Here is a 17,259-nt window from a genome sequence, read left to right on the forward strand (position 1 = left end):
AGGTTATCCGCCCTACGATTGGAGCCCCGCCGGACAACCGTGTCAGCCTGACACGCCTCGCTCGCGAGCAAGCTCGCTCCTACAGGAGAAAAACATCAGGCCTCGACCTGGCTCCACTGCTTCGACAGGCGCTTGTCCGACACCGGCAGCTTCGTCCCCAGTTGCTGGGCAAACAGCGAGACGCGGTATTCCTCCAGCATCCAGCGGTACATCACCAGTTCCGGATCACGCTTGCCTTCCTGGGCGTGCTTGGCCAGGCGCGCCGAATACTGCTCCCAGTAACCGGCCATCTCGCCGCTCCATACACGGTCGCGCTGGACCTGGCCGGCGACCTTGTCCAGACGCTGTTCGACTGCCTTCAAATACCGAGGATATTCCTTCAGCCACTCCAGCGGCGTGTCGCGCACGAAGCCGGGGCAGACCAGCTTGGCCAACTGCCCCTTCACGTCGTTGAGCGGCACCGTCATGGCGAGGTCGACCTTGCCCTTGAAGCGCTTCTGCAGGCCGTGCCAGAGCTTGAGGATTTCCAGGGTCAGGCGGGCGATGCGCTCGGCATGCTCGGTCCAGGCGCCGCGCTTCTTCTCGGCCAGTGAGGCGAGCCCTGCGCCATCACGCGGCAGGTTGCTCTCGCCGTCGAGAATGGCGCTGTCCAGGCTGGCCAGCAGGATGTCTTCCACCAGCGACTCGACGCGGCCCAGCTCGCGGTAGAGCAGGCCCATGTCGGTCTGCCCCGGCAGCTTGCTGCGCAGGAACTTGGCCGGCTCGGCGAGTTGTTGCAGGAGCAGGCGCTGCAGGGCGCGGCGGTGCTGGTAGTCGGCCTCGGCCTGGGTCGGGAAGCGGTTTTCCTTCACCACGCCAGCCTCTTCCACCAGAGCCGGATAGACCGTCATCGACAGCCCGGCGACCTTCTGCTGGACCTTCTCCGCGACTTCGCCAAAGCCCTTGGCTTCCACCGGTTTCTGCGGCTTGTCCGCCTGCGGGATCGCCAGCGCGGCCTGGCTGGCCTCGGCGAAACGCGCGGTGAGTTCAACGAGGTCGCGGCCTTCGCCAAGGAACTTGCCGCGGGCGTCGACCACTTCGATGTTCATCCGCAGGTGGCTTTCCACCTGGGTCTCGGCTTCCGCCCAGGCCTCTTCCGGGACGCGGCTGCCGGTCATGCGCTGCAGCTCGCGGCCCAGGGATTCGGACAACCCGCCCTCGGCGAAGACCATCTTGCCCAGCGCGGCGCGGACGAAGTCCGGCACCGGCACGAAGTTCTTGCGGATGGCCTTGGGCAGGCTGCGCACCAGCTCGATGCACTTGGCCTCCAGCAGCCCCGGCACCAGCCATTCCAGGCGTTCGGCGGGCAGCTGCGGCAACAGCGGCGCCGGCACTCGAATAGTCACGCCGTCGCGTACGTGGCCCGGCTCGAAGTGATAGCTGAGCGGCAGTTGCAGGTCGCCCAGGCGCAGGCGGTCCGGATAGAGGCCGGCGGTGACTTCGCTGGCGTCGCGGGCGAGGACGTCTTCCTCGCGCATGATCAGCAGGTCCGGCTGCTGCTTGTGCTCACGCTCGTACCACTTTTCGAAGCTGGCGGACTGGTAGATATCCGCCGGCAGGCGCTCATCGTAGTAGGCGAACAGGGTTTCCTCGTCGGCGAGGATGTCGCGCCGGCGCGCCTTGGCTTCCAACTCGTCGAGCTTCTCCAGCAACTGACGGTTGGCCGACAGGCACTTGGCGCGGCTGTTGATCTCGCCGCGTACCAGCGCCTCACGAATGAACATCTCGCGTGATACCGCGGGGTCGATCGGACCATAGTGCACGGCGCGGCGGCCGATGATGATCAGGCCGTAGAGGGTGACCTGCTCGTAGGCCACGACCTGACCACGGCGTTTTTCCCAGTGCGGCTCCAGGTAGTTCTTCTTCACCAGGTGCCCGGCCAGCGGCTCCAGCCAGTCCGGCTCGATCTTCGCGACCATGCGGGCGAACAGCTTGGTGGTTTCCACCAGCTCGGCGGCCATGATCCATTGCGGCTTCTTGCGGCCGATCACGCTGGAGGGGTGAATCCAGAAACGCCGCTGGCGCGCGCCGAGGTAGTCGCCCTCCTCCGCCTTCTGGCCGATCTGGCTGAGCAGGCCGGAGAGGATCGCCTTGTGCACGGCGGCGTAGTCGATGTCGCGGGCCTTTGGCTCGTCCGCCTTGGCGACCGGCTGGCGGCCACGGTTGTCGTGCTGCCGGGGCTGTTCGCGCGCGGGTTCGTTCTTGCGCTGGGCGCCGTCAGACTTGGAGCCGAAGGGCAGCTGCAGCTCACGGCAGATCAGCGTCAGCTGGCGGTGCGCATCGCGCCATTCGCGCAGACGCAGGTAATTCAGGAAGTTCTTCCGGCACCAGTTGCGCAGCGGGTTGGAGCCCAGCGCCTGGCGCTGCTCCTCGAAGCCGCGCCAGAGGTTGATCAGCGCGGCGAAGTCCGAGTCCGGGTCCTTCCACTGTGCGTGGGCCTGGTCGGCGGCCTGCTGGCGGTCCATCGGCCGCTCGCGCGGGTCCTGCACGGATAGCGCGCTGGCCACGGTGAGCACTTCGGGGAGGCTGCCCAGTTGCGCCGCTTCCAGCAGCATGCGCCCCAGCCGCGGGTCGACGGGCAGGCGCGCCAGTTGGCGGCCCAGCGGCGTCAGCTGACCCTCGCGGTTCACTGCCGAGAGTTCCTGCAGCAGGGTGAAGCCGTCGTTGATCGCCTTGCCATCCGGCGGCTCGATAAAGGGGAAGGCCTCGATGTCGCCCAGGCGCAGGTGGAGCATCTGCAGGATCACCGCCGCGAGGTTGGTGCGCAGGATTTCCGGATCGGTGAAGGCCGGGCGGCCGTTGAAGTCTTCCTCGCTGTACAGGCGCACGCAGATGCCCGGCTCGACCCGGCCGCAACGGCCCTTGCGCTGGTTGGCGCTGGCCTGCGAGACGGCTTCGATGGGCAGGCGCTGGACCTTGGCGCGGTAGCTGTAGCGGCTGATCCGCGCGGTGCCGCTGTCGATCACATAGCGGATGCCCGGCACCGTCAGCGAGGTTTCCGCGACGTTGGTGGCGAGCACGATCTTGCGCCCCGGCATGGGCGCGAAGATCTTCTGCTGCTCGGCCGGCGTCAGCCGCGCATAGAGCGGCAGCACTTCGGTGTGGCGCAGGTTGGCCTTGCGCAGCATCTCGGCGGCGTCGCGGATTTCGCGCTCGCCGGGGAGGAACACCAACACGTCGCCGGGGCGCTTGCCGATTTCACGCTCGTGGGCGGCGATCTCGTCCAGCGCGCGGAGGATGCCCTGGTCCACGGAGAGGTCGTCGAACAGCGCTTCGCCGTCCTCATCCACTTCCGCTGCCAGCGGGCGGTACCAGGTTTCCACCGGGTAGGTGCGCCCGGAAACCTCGACGATTGGCGCATCGCCGAAGTGTTTGGAAAACCGCTCCAGGTCGATGGTCGCTGAGGTGATGATCAGCTTCAGGTCCGGCCGGCGGTGCAGCAGGGTCTTCAGGAAGCCGAGCAGGAAGTCGATGTTCAGGCTGCGTTCGTGGGCTTCGTCGACGATGATCGTGTCATAGCGCTCGAGGTAACGGTCATGCTGGGTCTCGGCCAGCAGGATGCCGTCGGTCATCAGCTTGATCAGCGTGCTGTCGTCGCTCTGGTCTTCGAAACGCACCTGGTAACCGACCAGCGAACCCAGCGGCGTGCCGATCTCCTCGGCAACGCGAGTGGCCACGCTGCGCGCGGCCAGCCGGCGCGGCTGGGTGTGGCCGATCAGGCCGTGGGTGCCGCGGCCCAGCTCCAGGCAGATCTTCGGCAGCTGGGTGGTCTTGCCCGAGCCGGTCTCGCCGGCGATCACCACCACCTGGCTCTTGTCCAGCGCGGCCTTGATCTCGTCGCGCTTGGCGGCGATGGGCAGGCTGTCGTCGTAGCGGATCTTCGGGATGCTCGCACGACGCGCCTCGGCCTTGGCGCAGGAGGCCTGGAAGCGCTCGGCCCACTGGGCGAGCTTGGCCTCGTCGGGGTGCTTGCGCAGTTCGTGGAGCTGCCGGCGCAGGCGATGGCGGTCGCGGATCATCGCGTGATCCATGCGCTGCAGGAGCTGTTCGGGGGTCGGCGTACTGTCTGTGGTCATCGGCTTCGCGGGCATCAGGCGGGAGCGGCGCGAGCAGGTGCGGAGCCGGTCCCTGGAATGGGCTGTCATGGCGACAATTCGGGAATTGTCGCAAAAGACCGGCACGGGCCGCCAATCCGATTGCTTGGCGACCCGGATTGACGGGGCATTGCGCCCCGCCGGATCAGATGCGGAACTGGCCTACCAGTTGGCGCAGGCGCTCGCCGAGGCCGTTCAGCTCGGTCGCGGTACGCGCGCCCTTGGCCGCGTCGTCCGCCACGCTGTCCACGCCGCCGGCGATCTGGTGCACGCTGCGGTTGATCTCCTCGGCCACCGCGGTCTGCTCTTCGGCGGCGCTGGCGATCTGCGCGTTCATCGAGTTGATGGTGCCGATCAGCTGGGCGATGGCGTCCAGCGACTGGCCGGCCTGGTTGGCCTGGCCGCGGGTGCGCTCGGCCATTTCGCTGGCGCGCTGCATGGCACTCACCGAGCCTTCGGTGGTGCCGCGCAGGCGGTCGATCATCTGCTGGATTTCCCCGGTGCTCTGCTGGGTGCGGCTGGCCAGGGCGCGGACTTCGTCGGCGACCACGGCGAAACCACGTCCGGCCTCGCCGGCGCGGGCGGCTTCGATGGCGGCGTTGAGCGCCAGCAGGTTGGTCTGCTCGGCAATGGAGCGGATCACTTCCAGCACGCCGACGATGCCCTGAACATCCTGCCGCAGAGTGTCGAGGGAGTCGCTGCTGCTGCGCACCTCGCCCGCCAGGTCGTTGATCTGCGCGACGCACAGGTCCACTTCTCGCTTGGCCGCCTGGCCTTCACGGTCGGTCTGCTGGGCGGCATCGGCGGCCTGTTGCGCGCTGCGCGCCACTTCCTGGGCGGCGGCGGTCATCTCGTTGATGGCGGTGGCGACCTGGTCGGTTTCGTGGCGCTGGCCGTCCATCGCGCGTTCGGAGCGCTGCGCCTGCTGGGCGACGTCGCCGACCAACCCGGAAAGCTGTTGGGTGGTGCCGGCAACCTGCTGCACCAGCACATGGATCTTCTCGACGAAGCGGTTGAACGAACCGGCCAGCTCACCCAGTTCGTCATGGCGACCGAGGTTCAGGCGATGGGTCAGGTTGCCGTCACCGGCGGCCATGTCGTCGAGGTTGTCGCGTACCTGCACGATGGGCTGGACGATGGTGCGGCTGAACAGCCCGGCGAGCACGCCGATCACTACCAGCAGCGCCAGCGCGGAGCCGCCCATGAGCAGCAGCAGGTTATCGATCTTGGCGTCGAAGGCGGCGCCGGCCTCCTTCACTTCACGCTCGACGTCGTCGAGGTTCAGCGAGGTGCCGAACACCAAATTCCACTTGGGCAGGAAGTGGGCGTAGCCGATCTTCGGCACGATGGCGTTGCCGCCCGGCAGGGTGAAGCTGTAGCGCACGTAGTGCTGGCCACTCTGGCCCGCTGCCACCAGCTCGCGGATGGCGTAGATGCCATTGGGATCACGATAGCTGCTGAAATCCTCGCCCAGGCGCTCGTCGCTGGTGCCCTGGAAGACACGCACGGAGCGGATGTCGTAGCCCCAGAAGTAGCCGCCCTTGCCGTATTCGAGGCGTTTGAGAATCGCGATGCCCTGCTCGCGCGCCTGGGCATCGCCCTGCGCTGCAGCCTGGTAGACCGGGCCGACGGCGGCCAGCGCCACGTCGACGAAGTTCTTCAACTGGGCTTCGCGGTCCTGGGTGAGGTTCTCGCGGATCTGCGCTTCCTGCTGGGCCGCCAGCTGCTTCAGGGCAACGGTGGAAATGGCACATAACAGCAGGGTCAGGAGGAGGATTGGCACGATGGCCAGGAGCAGGACCTTGGCGCGCAAACGGAGGGCAGTGTTCAAGGCGTTCACCTCAGGCAGATAAGGGACATGGCTTCCTTGCCCCATCAAAAAACCCGCCTTGCGGCGGGTTTCTTGTATATCGGCTTAAGCCCTGATCTTCTTGAGCTCTTCGTCGCGCAATTCGCGGCGAAGGATCTTGCCGACGTTGGTGGTCGGCAGGCTGTCGCGGAACTCCACGGACTTGGGACGCTTGTAGCCGGTGAGGTTGTCGTGCATGTGCTGCATGACTTGCTCCTTGGTCAGGGTGACGCCCGGCTTGGACACCACGAAGACCTTGATCGCCTCGCCGGACTTCTCGTCCGGGATGCCGATGGCGGCGCACTGCAGCACGCCCGGCAGGGTGGCGAGCACGTCTTCCAGCTCGTTGGGGTACACGTTGAAGCCCGACACCAGGATCATGTCCTTCTTGCGGTCGACGATACGCATGTAGCCGTCTTCCTGGATGATCGCGATATCGCCGGTACGCAGCCAGCCGTCCTTGTCGAGGATCTCGTCGGTGGCTTCCTGGCGCTGCCAGTAGCCCTTCATCACCTGCGGGCCCTTGACGCACAGCTCGCCGCGCTCGCCCAGCGGCAGGTCCTGGCCGTCATCGCTGATGACCTTGCACTGGGTCGACGGAACCGGGATGCCGATGGTGCCGATCTGGATGTTCTGGAACGGGTTCACCGAGACCACCGGGCTGGTTTCGGTCATGCCGTAACCTTCGCAGATGGCGCAGCCGGTGACGTCCTTCCAGCGCTCGGCAGCGGCCTGTTGCAGGGCCATGCCGCCGGAGAGGGTCAGCTTCAGTGCGGAGAAGTCCAGCTTGCGGAAGCCTTCGTTGTTGCACAGGCCGACGAACAGGGTGTTCAGGCCGACGAAGCCGGTGAACTTCCACTGCGAGAGTTCCTTGACCATGCTGGCCAGGTCGCGCGGGTTGGTCACCAGGATGTTGTGGTTGCCGGTGAGCATCATCGCCATGCAATGGAAGGTGAAGGCGTAGATGTGGTACAGCGGCAGCGGGGTGATGAGGATCTCGCAACCTTCGTTGAGGTTGGCGCCCATCAGTGCCTTGCACTGCAGCATGTTGGCGACCAGGTTGCGGTGGGTCAGCATCGCGCCCTTGGCCACGCCGGTGGTGCCACCGGTGTACTGCAGCACGGCGACGTCGTCGTTGTGCGGCGAGACTTCCTTCACCGCCTTGCCACGGCCCTTGGCCAGGACATCGGTGAGTTTCTGCGCATTGGGGATGTTGTAGGCCGGAACCATCTTCTTGATGTTCCTGACCACGAAATTGACGATGAAGCGCTTGAGCGGCGGCAGCATGTCACCCACTTCGGTGACGATGACGTTGCGGATGCCGGTCTTGGGCAGCACTTCCTCGGCCAGGTGCGCCATGTTCGCCAGGCACACCAGCGCCTTGGCGCCGGAGTCGTTGAACTGGTGTTCCATTTCCCGCGCGGTGTACAGTGGGTTGGTGTTGACCACGACCAGGCCGGCGCGCATGGCGCCGAAGACCACGACCGGGTACTGGAGCACGTTGGGCAGCTGCACGGCGATACGGTCGCCGGGCTTGAGATCGGTGTTCTGTTGCAGGTAGGCGGCGAAGTCCCCGGAGAGCTTGTACATCTCACCGTAGGTCAGGGTCTTGCCCAGGTTGCTGAAGGCAGGCTTGTCTGCAAAACGTTGGCAGGATTCTTTGAGTACCGCGAGGATGTTCGGGTACTGGTCAGCGTTGATCTCGGCAGCGATCCCCACTGGGTATTTGTCCTTCCAGAAATTGTCGGTCATGGAAGCCCACTCCTAAGCAACAGCTCATCTTTACCGCGTTCGCGGTTCTTTGTTGTGTTTATGTCGCTTTCCCCTGCTCGGGGAGCGAAAAGCGGGCCGAGATTATCAGCTTTGAGAAACAGCGACCAGCACCAAACACAGGCTTGTCCGTAAGAAAAATGACCAGAGACAGGCTTTCCGGTCACCAACACTCCACTCGTCGGAAAAGCCCGTGCCAGAAGGCTCGCAGCCTTGTTGGATTGTCCGACAAGGTGGATTTCAGGGAAATGAAATCGGAAAAAAGAACGGGAAATGCTCGTCAGGCCGGTCGCCACGACAGGGTATATCGACAGAGTTCGATCCGGCGATTTCGTCCCGTTCCACGCGACGCCTTCAATGATCTGCCTCAACACTTTCAGGATCGGGATCTCGCAAAGTGATTCTGCACTCTCCAGGAGAACCCTCATGTTTCCCGAATACCGCGAAAAGATTACCCGGCTGAAAGCCGAAGACCCGCATTTCGCCAAGCTCTTCCATAGCCACAACGATCTCGACCAGGAGATCAAGAACATGGAAGCCGGCATCACCCCGGCCTCCCATGACACCATCGAGGCGCTGAAGAAGCAGAAGCTGCAGCTCAAGGACGATCTCTACGAAATCCTCCGCAAGAAGAACAGCTGCTGCGGCGGCTGTGGTGGTTGACCTGTACTGGCCAACATCCAGCAATAAAAAAGGGGGCTGATCCTGGATCAGCCCCCCTTTTTCGTTCACGCTCGCCTCACGCGGTTTCGCGCAGCTCCCGGCGCAGGATCTTGCCCACCGGGGTCATCGGCAGGGCTGCGCCACGGTGAATTTGGCAATCATCCCTAAGCATGTGCGTTGCACCTAACGGCAAAGCAGCAATACGGCACATTCCAAGTTAGCTCTGACGCTAAATCAGGCCATATTTCCCGACAAGTCTTACAGACACTCCATGCGCAAGCTGCTCCCATCACCGCTTCCATTGGCGCGCTCAACGCCGCCGCCTTCGCTGTATATCCATGGAATAAGGAAGTGATGATGGACAACAACGACCGACCGCATCGTACGGGCACCTTGAACCCCGGCATGCACCTGCAAGGCAGCGCACAAATTCAGCACTGGGCCGAATTCCAACTGGTCGATGAGCAGGGCAAAGCACTCCCCTTTCTTCCGTACCGCGCACAAAATGACGCCACTCGGGCAGGAGTGGTACCGGAGTATCGAGGGCAGGCTGACGCCGAGGGAGTGATCCGCATCGAAGGGTTGAACCCGATCCCCCTCACGCTGCTGATCGACGCGGACCCACTGGCTGAAGTGCTGCAAACCCGCCACCTTCGCGCCAACCGCGCCGAGCCCAAGCGTCCCACTATCGGCGACCACACTCCGCTGCATAGTCCGCAGCGTCCAGGACACTCGCCAATCGAAGAGCAGGCTCTCGCGGCTGGGCATGACTATCACTATCTGCGTATCGGCCAACTCTGCGACAAGCTTCCCCGACTCGACCCACCACTAGCAGAAGATGAGCCACTACCGCCTTACCACTTCCCCGACAAAGCGTTCACTGGATACACCCTCGGCAGTGAGGTGGCCTATCGTCAGCCCTACAAGCGGTTGGACCGCCGCCATGTGCTGGAAGTCTGCCCCTTGCGCGCCTGGTCGCTGGTGCTCAATCACCAGCCAAAGTATTGCCTGGTCACCGCCTACAACCTTGGGTTGATGAGCGTGCTGGCCTACAGCACCGACAAGCCCAAAGAGTATGGCTCGGTCGATGAGTTCTTTTTCCAGCAGTGCCTGGACCTGTCGCGTACACCCAAGGTGCGAGACGGCGCGACCAACCCGCCCTGCGTGGTGACGGACGTGCCGTTCAATGAGCGCTATACCCAGGCCGAAATGCTGGACACAACGCAAGCCACACCACCCGAAGGCAATACGCAGTTGTTCTATGCCATCAATAAAACGCAGGTTATGGTGGGTTGGCGCGGCACGGAAATGCAGTTTCCTTTCCCTGACCTGGCTACAGACGTCACCTTCCGCCCCGTCAAACCAGAGGTCCAGGCCAACTGCGAGCCCAAAATACCCTGCGCTGATCTAACGCCCAAGGGAAGTGTGCATTTAGGGTTTCGTAGCGCATATGAGTTGGCTAGAAGAAAGTTTGTTGCCGAGCTAGGCGATACAGTTGGTAGCGCTGCTAGCAACAAAGACCTGTTCATATGCGGCCATAGTCTCGGCGGCGCATTAGGACTCATCCATGCAGCCTCCCTGAAAGACTCGAAGCCTCTACTGTATACGTACGGGATGCCACGCACTTTCACCTTGCAAGCAGTCTCATGCCTCGACGGCGTCCGGCACTTCCGCCATGTCAACGATACCGATCTGATTCCTGAGGTCCCGCCGGAAGCCGATCTGGAAAACTCGCTGTACAAGCTTTACGGCCCCCTGGGGACGACTCTGGGCACCGTCTGGTCGGTAGGCCAATTAATGGCCGATATGGTTATCAAAGGCCAGGACCCGTTCTACCACCATGGCGATATTGCGGCCTTCTATGGCACCAGCCAGCACATGCGCGTACGTGGCTCGGACAACCCTTTCCACAAGATGCGCGAGGGATTGGGCGCGCCCTATCACACCACACTCAGCCGGCCACTTCCCGCCAAGGTCAAGCTGTTCCTGGTTCCGAGCCTGAGTGAAACGGATGATGAAAAGGCCCGTACCGCACAGGAGCGCTACAACGCGTCCCTGACACCCGACAGCCGGGATCGCTACTTTCCCAAAGGTCGCAATGCCAAACGCGGCAACCTTTGGGGCCTGCGAAACCATTTCATGGGCGAATACCAGCCTTACCTCTACGGTCAGCTGCTCGAGTCGATCAACTCAACCCGCATGCAGGAGCGTCAGGAGAACCGTCGCAAGCTTGAAGCTCAAATGGTCAAGTACGGCGAACTGATGCCGGAAGACGAACTGGTACGCGACCGCACCTTCTTGAACTTACAGCGTCTGGTCGGCACTACCCTGGAAACCACCAGAGAGGTTGAAGGTGGCAAAGAGGCTTTGGAACGCTTTGAAGCAGTGGCGGAAGACAACCTTTATGTGGAAAAGACGTATGGCTAAGAAAAAGCAGTTCCGCATGCCGCAGCGTTTATCCATCAGTCTGCTCGCCATGCTCACCAGCTTGAGCGGCTGCGCTAAGGACCAAAGCCTGGCGCCACCACCAGACAGTGAGCAGGTCACCGTTCGAATCAAGGTGCCAGCGGAATTGAAAGCGGAAACCATGGAAGTTATGTACCGCTCAACGCTCTGCACTTTCACCGACCACAGCGCCTATGGTGAGCCTTACCAGCGTGACGGCTATCAGCAAATGGATATTCAACCGTCACGCCAAGGTCAGAGCGATATTTATGAAGCCAAGTTACCTAAAGATGGTGGCAGCGAATGCCAATGGCGATTGAGCAATGTGACTTTTGGGGTCTCTTATCTAACCCCTGAGCATTTCGGACAAGGGCTTACTTCAGGGAGTGGGGGGGGGGTTGTTGTGATATTCGACGATAACGCGTCCCCTCGAGGAGGAGCTAGAATAGAAGTTGATGGCAACCTAAAAATCAAAAAACCCTATTACCCGTGGATTGATGAAGCCTTCCTAGGCGGGCATAAAAAAAAGCTCCACCTATCTAATGAAGGGCTCAGTTATTTAAAATATAACGCACCTAACGCACAGGAAATTTATTTTGAGCCAATCCTATACTCAAGTTTCGTAGTTTACTCTGAAGGCCCTAAAATCAAGGAAAAAGGAAGCTACACAAAATTCACTTACCCGGATGGGAGCATACTGGAGAACGGGGACTTCGAACCCAGGCTTCAAAAATTAGAGGCCATCCGCTTAGCGGCTGAAAAATCGAAACAGCCATAAATAAGAAGGGCTGATCCAGGATCAGCCCCCTTTTTCGTTTACGCCCGGCTTACGCGGTTTCGCGCAGCTCTCGACGCAGGATCTTGCCCACCGGCGTCATCGGCAGGGCGTCCTTGAGCACGATGTGCTTGGGCACCTTGTAGCCGGTGAAGTTTTCCTTGCAGTAGGCCTTGAGCTCCTCGACGGTCACGCCGCCTTCGCGGGGCACCACGAACAGCTTCACCGCCTCGCCGGACTTCTCGTCCGGTACGCCGACGGCCGCGCAGTTGGCGACTTTCGGGTGGGCCATGACCACGTCCTCGATCTCGTTGGGGTAGACGTTGAAGCCGGAAACGATGATCAGGTCCTTCTTGCGGTCGACGATACGCACGAAGCCATCCGGATCGATCACTGCGACATCGCCGGTGCGCAACCAACCTTCAGCGTCGAGCACCTCGGCGGTGGCTTCCGGACGCTGCCAGTAGCCTTTCATGACCTGCGGACCTTTCACGCACAGCTCGCCGCGCTCGCCGATGCCAAGGTCTTTGCCGTCGTCATCGATCACTTTCAACGCGGTGCCTGACACCGGAATACCGACCGTGCCCAGGCGTGCCTTGTCGCCATAGGGGTTGGTACTGACCACCGGCGAAGTCTCGGTGAGGCCGTAGCCTTCGACCACGGTGCAGCCGGTCATGGCCTTCCAACGCTCAGCAGTGGCGGTGACCAGCGCGGTGCCGCCAGAGTTGGTAACCTTCAGGTGGGAGAAATCGATTTCCTTGAATTCCGGACGATCCATCAGGGCGACGAACAGGGTGTTAAGGCCCAGCAGCGCGGAGAAGCGCCACTTTTTCAGTTCTTTGATAAAGCCGGGAATATCGCGCGGGTTGGTGATCAGCACATTGTGGTTGCCGTTGACCATCATGCACATGCAGTTCGCGGTAAAGGCATAGATGTGGTACAGCGGCAGCGGCGCGATCATCACCTCGTTGCCGACCTGCATCAACGGCTTGCCGTCTGGCCCATGCTGCTGCAAGCAGGCGTGCACCTGCTGCATGTTCGCTACCAGATTGCCGTGGGTGAGCATGGCACCCTTGGCTACGCCGGTGGTGCCGCCGGTGTACTGCAGCACCGCGATATCTTCCAGGCCGACCTTGACCGGCTGCAGACCGTGGCCGCGGCCCTGGCGCAAGGCTGACTTGAAGGAGACGGCCTGGGGCAGGTTGTACTCCGGCACCATCTTCTTCACGTGCTTGACCACGGTGTTGACCAGCAGGCCCTTGAGCGCGGGCTGCAGGTCGCCCATCTGCGCCTCGATCAGGTATTCGATGCCGGTATCGGGCAGCACTTCCTGCACCAGCTTGCCAAACAGGTTCACGTAGACCAGCGCGCGGGCGCCGGAATCCTTGAACTGATGGCGCATTTCGCGGGCGGTGTAGAGCGGGTTGGTGTTGACCACGATGAGGCCGGCGCGCAGGGCGCCGAACACGGCGATGGGGTATTGCAGGACGTTCGGCATCTGCACGGCGATGCGGTCGCCGGGCTTCAAGTCAGTGTGCTTCTGCAGGTAGGCGCCGAAGGCGGCGGACAGGCGGTCCAGCTCGGCGTAGGTCAAGGTCACGCCCATGTTGCTGAAGGCCGGACGGTCGGCGAATTTCTTGCAGGAGCGCTCGAAGACTTCCACCACCGATTTGTAGGCGGTCAGGTCAATGTCGCTGGGCACGCCGGCCGGGCGTTTGTCGTTCCAGAAATCAGGTTGCATTTATTCTTGTCCTCATACCTGAGCGAAACCGAACCGTCATTGCGGTCATTCGACGGAAGCTAGCAGTTCCTTTGGTCATCGCAAAGACTCCAGGCGGCGTCATAGACTGCGTGAATCTTGCGCCACCATCCCGGCATGGCGCGGGATAGAGCCGACGGCCGCCTAGGACGGGACTTACACGCCAATGGCCGGGTGCTGTCGGCAATCCATACAGAAAATGTCCCGGCGTGGCAGAATCGCCCCGTCTGGCCCGCTCCATGGCCCCATTCCAATAAGAATCGACGAACAAGAAGCAGGATGGACCCCATGCCCTACGCCGCCTACTGGCTTGCCGCCAGCGACGAGACACCGCTCTACACCCGCCACTGGGCGCCGGAAGGCCCGTCCCGCGGCGCCCTGATGCTGTCCCACGGCATGGCTGAGCACGCCGGCCGCTACGAACGCCTGGGGCTTGCGCTGAGCGCTGCCGGCTACCACCTCTACGCCATCGACCAGCGCGGCCACGGCCGCACCGCCGAGAACGGCGAACCGGGCCACTACGCCGACCGCGGCGGCTGGGGCAAGGTGATCGGCGACCTGCATACGCTGAACCAGCATGTGCGCGAGGAACACCCGGACCTGCCGATCATCCTGCTCGGCCACAGCATGGGCAGCTACATCGGCAGCGCCTACCTGATGCAACACAGCGCCAGCGTGACGGCGGCAGTGCTGTCCGGCTCCAACTACCAGCCGGTGGCGCTGTACAACAGCGCCCGCGTCATCGCCCGCTTCGAGCGCTGGCGCCAGGGCCCGCTGGGGCGCAGCGCGCTGATCGACTTCCTGTCCTTCGGCTCGTTCAACAAGGCCTTCAAACCCAACCGCACGGCCTTTGACTGGCTCAGCCGCGACCCCGTTGAAGTCGACAAATACGTCGCCGATCCGCTCTGCGGCTTCCGCTGCAGCAACCAGCTATGGGTGGACCTGCTCGGCGGTCTGGCGGATATAACGCCCGTCGAGCACCTGTCGCGCATCCGCAGCGACCTGCCGGTGATGGTGATCGGCGGCGAGTGCGACCCCGTGAGCCAGGGCAAGCGCCTGAACGATCTCGCCCAGGCGATGACCCGGGCCGGGGTTCGTGACGTCCAACTGAAGATTTATCCCGACGCTCGCCACGAGTTGTTCAACGAGAGCAACCGCGACGAGGTCACCCGCAACCTGATCGACTGGCTGGCGGCGCACTGCCCCGTCCCGCAGGTCGAGAGAACCGAGGAGCCCCTATGACTTCCGTACAGAACGTCCCTTACGAAGAACTCGAAGTCGGCCAGAAGGCCAACTTCCAGCGCAGCGTCACCGAGCGTGACATCCAGCTGTTCGCCGAGGTCTCCGGCGACCGCAACCCGGTACACCTGGACGCCGAGTACGCCGCCACCACCCAGTTCAAGGAGCGCATCGCCCACGGCATGCTCACCGGGGCACTGATCAGCGCGGCGATCGCCACCACCCTGCCCGGCCCGGGCACCATCTACCTCGGCCAGAACCTGAGCTTCACCCGCCCGGTAAAGCTCGGCGACGAACTGACAGTAGAACTGGAAGTGCTGGAAAAGCTGCCGAAGAACCGCGTGCGCATCAGCACTACCGTGCTCAACCAGGACGGCAAGGCGGTGGTCAAAGGCGAGGCCGAAGTCATGGCGCCGACCGAGAAGCTCAACATCGAACTGCCCGCCCTGCCGCCGATCACCATCGGCTGAGGCGCGTTCCGGGGCCGGCCATCCGGCCCCGGAAACTTGTATACAGTTTCCTGCTCGACTACCCTGCCCCGTCACACCACATCCACTTGGGATAACCGAAGGCTTCGTGCCCGAAACCCCTCACCGGGAATCGGAGCCGCCATGGACCTTCGACTGCTGTTGCTGTCCCTCTGCACCTTCGCCGCGGGCCTCGCCGAGGCCATCCTCACCGGCATCCTGCCCTCGCTCGCCGCCGACCTGCACGTCTCCCTCAGCCTCGCCGGGCAGCTCACCAGCCTGTTCTCCCTGAGCTTCGCCATCGCCGCGCCGTTGCTCGGCTGGCTCACCCGTGGCGCCGACTGCCGCCGGCTGCTGGTCATCACCCTGCTGGTATTCGCCGCGTTCAACGCGGGCGCTGCGCTGAGTCCCGGCTATGTTTCGCTGCTGCTGATGCGCATCGGTATGGCCGCCTGCTGCGGGCTGCTGATTATGCAGGCCAGCCTGCTGGCGGTGGAGCTGGCGCCGCCGGCCCAGCGCGGGCGCGCCATCGGCCTGATCTTCATGGGCATCAGCGGTTCCCTGGTGTTCGGCGTGCCGGCCGGCGTGCTGGTCAATGACTGGTTCGGCTGGCGCTGGATCTTCGCCGCCATCGCCTTCTATTCGCTGCCACTGGCCGCGCTGCTGCGGATCGCCCTGCCCCGCCGCACACTGGATAGCCCGGCCAATGGCGCGGCCTACCGGCGCCAGTTGCGCAATCCGGCGCTGAACCTCGCACAACTGGTATCGATCCTGCTGCTGGGCGGGCACTTCACCCTGTTCGCCTACATCACCCCGTGGTTCCAGCAGGTTGCCGGGATCACCGACAGCCAGAGCATCGCGCTCACCCTGCTGCTGATCGGACTGGCGGCCATCGGTGGCGGCTATCTGGGCGGTTGGCTGAGCGATCGCCTCGGCCATCGCCGCGCGCTGCTGCTGGTACCGGTGCTGTTCGGCCTGGCGATGCTGGCGATCCCGCTGAGCCTCGGCCGCCCGTGGCTGCTGCTTAGCGCACTGATGGTCTGGAGCACCATCAGCTGGATGATCTCGCCGGCGGTGCAGAGCTACCTGCTGGCCAGCGATCCGGCCAGCGGCAGCGCCGGGGTGGCGCTGAACACTTCGGCGATGCACCTGGGCGTGGCCCTCGGCGCGGCGCTGGGCGGTGCGGTGATCAGCCTGGCCGGCATCGCCTGGACGCCCTGGGTGGGCGTCTCGCTGGTCACCGCGTCGATCTTCTGCGCGGCCTTGTCCTGCTGGCTTCAGCGCGAGCGGGCAGACGCCCCGTTCACGGTTTTACGGTGACACTGGCGGTCATCCCGGCGCTCAGGTGTACGCCCTCGGGCACCTTGTCGAGGTGGATGCGCACCGGAATGCGCTGGGCCAGGCGTACCCAGTTGAAGGTCGGTTCGACGTTGGCCAGCAACTGGCTGTCGGGAATCGCGTTACGGTCGGTGATGCCGCTGCTGATGCTTTCCACCGTGCCGTCGATGGCGATGTCGCCGCTCATCAGCACCACCCGCGCCGGCTGGCCGATGCGAATGCCGGGCAGCTTGGTTTCCTCGAAGTAGGCGGTGACATAGAAGGACTTCTGGTCCACCAGCGCCATCATCGCCTGGCCGGCCTGCACATAGTTGCCCTGGGCCAGCCGCAGGTTGGTGATCTGCCCGTCGCGCGGGGCGCGCATCTCGCTGCGGGTCAGGTTCAGTTGCGCCAGGCGCACCTGGGCCTGCGCCTCGTCGTACTCGCTCTTGGCGATGGAAGCATTGATCTGCGCGGTTTCCTTGTCCTCCGCGCTGATCGCCGCGATGCCCAGTTTGCTGCGCCGCGAAGCCTCGCTCACGCGCAGCAGGTACTGTTGGTGTCGGGTCTCGGCCAGGGCCTTGGCCTGCTCCAGGTTCGCCGCGTAGCGCTCGTGGTCGATGCGCATGATCAAGTCACCGGCCTTGACCTGCTGGTTGTCCTGCACGGCGAGGTCGGTGACCCAGCCGGAGACATCCGGTGCAATCACCACGACGTCGGCACGCACCCGCGCATCGCGGGTCCACGGCGACAGCATGTAGTAACGCCACAGCCAGGTGCCGGCCAGGACGGCGACAATGACCAGGACAATGGTGACGGTTACGCGAAGGTATCCGCGCATA

The 17,259-nt window shown here is 63.3% G+C and carries 12 protein-coding genes and 1 pseudogene; 6 read left to right on the forward strand and 7 right to left on the reverse strand.

From position 1 onward, the window contains the following. Nucleotides 1-95 precede the first annotated feature (95 nt). The 5 genes and pseudogenes from hrpA to IB274_RS03300 all read right to left on the reverse strand — a co-directional run bounded on the left by hrpA (nucleotide 96) and on the right by IB274_RS03300 (nucleotide 8,180). Complete coding sequence (hrpA, locus tag IB274_RS03285; RefSeq protein ID WP_192430641.1) at nucleotides 96-4,115, reverse strand: ATP-dependent RNA helicase HrpA; 4,020 nt, start codon at nucleotides 4,113-4,115, stop codon at nucleotides 96-98. Between the two features lie 163 nt (nucleotides 4,116-4,278). Continuing rightward, nucleotides 4,279-5,034, reverse strand: a complete 756-nt coding sequence (locus IB274_RS30050) for a methyl-accepting chemotaxis protein (protein ID WP_401085580.1) — start codon at nucleotides 5,032-5,034, stop codon at nucleotides 4,279-4,281. A gap of 102 nt (nucleotides 5,035-5,136) precedes the next feature. Continuing rightward, nucleotides 5,137-6,009, reverse strand: a pseudogene (locus IB274_RS30055) (cache domain-containing protein); the annotation flags it as partial. Between the two features lie 39 nt (nucleotides 6,010-6,048). Beyond that, on the reverse strand, nucleotides 6,049-7,734 hold the full coding sequence (fadD1, locus tag IB274_RS03295) for a long-chain-fatty-acid--CoA ligase FadD1 (RefSeq protein ID WP_081515857.1): 1,686 nt from the start codon (nucleotides 7,732-7,734) through the stop codon (nucleotides 6,049-6,051). Further along, nucleotides 7,731-8,180, reverse strand: coding sequence for a hypothetical protein (locus IB274_RS03300; RefSeq protein WP_192430643.1), 450 nt, complete (start codon nucleotides 8,178-8,180; stop codon nucleotides 7,731-7,733). Before IB274_RS03300 ends, fadD1 begins: the two co-directional genes overlap by 4 nt. Here IB274_RS03300 and IB274_RS03305 point away from each other — a divergent pair. From IB274_RS03305 to IB274_RS03315, 3 genes are all read left to right on the forward strand, one after another. After that, nucleotides 8,179-8,415: a YdcH family protein gene (locus IB274_RS03305; protein WP_192224029.1), complete on the forward strand. Its 237-nt coding sequence runs from the start codon at nucleotides 8,179-8,181 to the stop codon at nucleotides 8,413-8,415. The genes IB274_RS03300 and IB274_RS03305 overlap by 2 nt on opposite strands. 357 nt (nucleotides 8,416-8,772) lie before the next feature. Continuing rightward, entirely contained in the window at nucleotides 8,773-10,842 is a 2,070-nt protein-coding gene (locus tag IB274_RS03310) for a lipase family protein (protein WP_192430644.1), read from the forward strand. Then, the gene (locus IB274_RS03315; RefSeq protein WP_225614627.1) at nucleotides 10,835-11,638 is read left to right on the forward strand and encodes a hypothetical protein; all 804 of its coding nucleotides are present in this window, start codon (nucleotides 10,835-10,837) and stop codon (nucleotides 11,636-11,638) included. The genes IB274_RS03310 and IB274_RS03315 overlap by 8 nt, the downstream gene beginning before the upstream one ends. A 49-nt stretch (nucleotides 11,639-11,687) precedes the next feature. On the opposite strand, the gene fadD2 is transcribed toward IB274_RS03315, so the two are convergent. After that, nucleotides 11,688-13,376: a long-chain-fatty-acid--CoA ligase FadD2 gene (gene fadD2, locus IB274_RS03320; RefSeq protein ID WP_192430645.1), complete on the reverse strand. Its 1,689-nt coding sequence runs from the start codon at nucleotides 13,374-13,376 to the stop codon at nucleotides 11,688-11,690. Nucleotides 13,377-13,682: 306 nt separating this feature from the next. On the opposite strand from fadD2, the gene IB274_RS03325 reads away from it, so the two are divergent. The 3 genes from IB274_RS03325 (at nucleotide 13,683) to IB274_RS03335 (ending at nucleotide 16,420) form a co-directional block, all read left to right on the forward strand. Beyond that, complete coding sequence (locus IB274_RS03325) at nucleotides 13,683-14,636, forward strand: alpha/beta hydrolase (protein ID WP_192430646.1); 954 nt, start codon at nucleotides 13,683-13,685, stop codon at nucleotides 14,634-14,636. Continuing rightward, nucleotides 14,633-15,103 (forward strand): MaoC family dehydratase, encoded by a 471-nt coding sequence (locus IB274_RS03330; RefSeq protein ID WP_138215376.1) that lies wholly within the window; start codon nucleotides 14,633-14,635, stop codon nucleotides 15,101-15,103. The genes IB274_RS03325 and IB274_RS03330 overlap by 4 nt, the downstream gene beginning before the upstream one ends. Nucleotides 15,104-15,244: 141 nt before the next feature. Next, entirely contained in the window at nucleotides 15,245-16,420 is a 1,176-nt protein-coding gene (locus IB274_RS03335; protein WP_192430647.1) for an MFS transporter, read from the forward strand. Here IB274_RS03335 and IB274_RS03340 read toward each other — a convergent pair. After that, the gene (locus IB274_RS03340; RefSeq protein WP_192430648.1) at nucleotides 16,404-17,258 is read right to left on the reverse strand and encodes an HlyD family secretion protein; all 855 of its coding nucleotides are present in this window, start codon (nucleotides 17,256-17,258) and stop codon (nucleotides 16,404-16,406) included. The genes IB274_RS03335 and IB274_RS03340 overlap by 17 nt on opposite strands. Nucleotide 17,259 lies beyond the last annotated feature (1 nt).

The sequence above is a fragment of the Pseudomonas sp. PDM18 genome (assembly GCF_014852585.1).
Lineage (GTDB): Bacteria > Pseudomonadota > Gammaproteobacteria > Pseudomonadales > Pseudomonadaceae > Pseudomonas.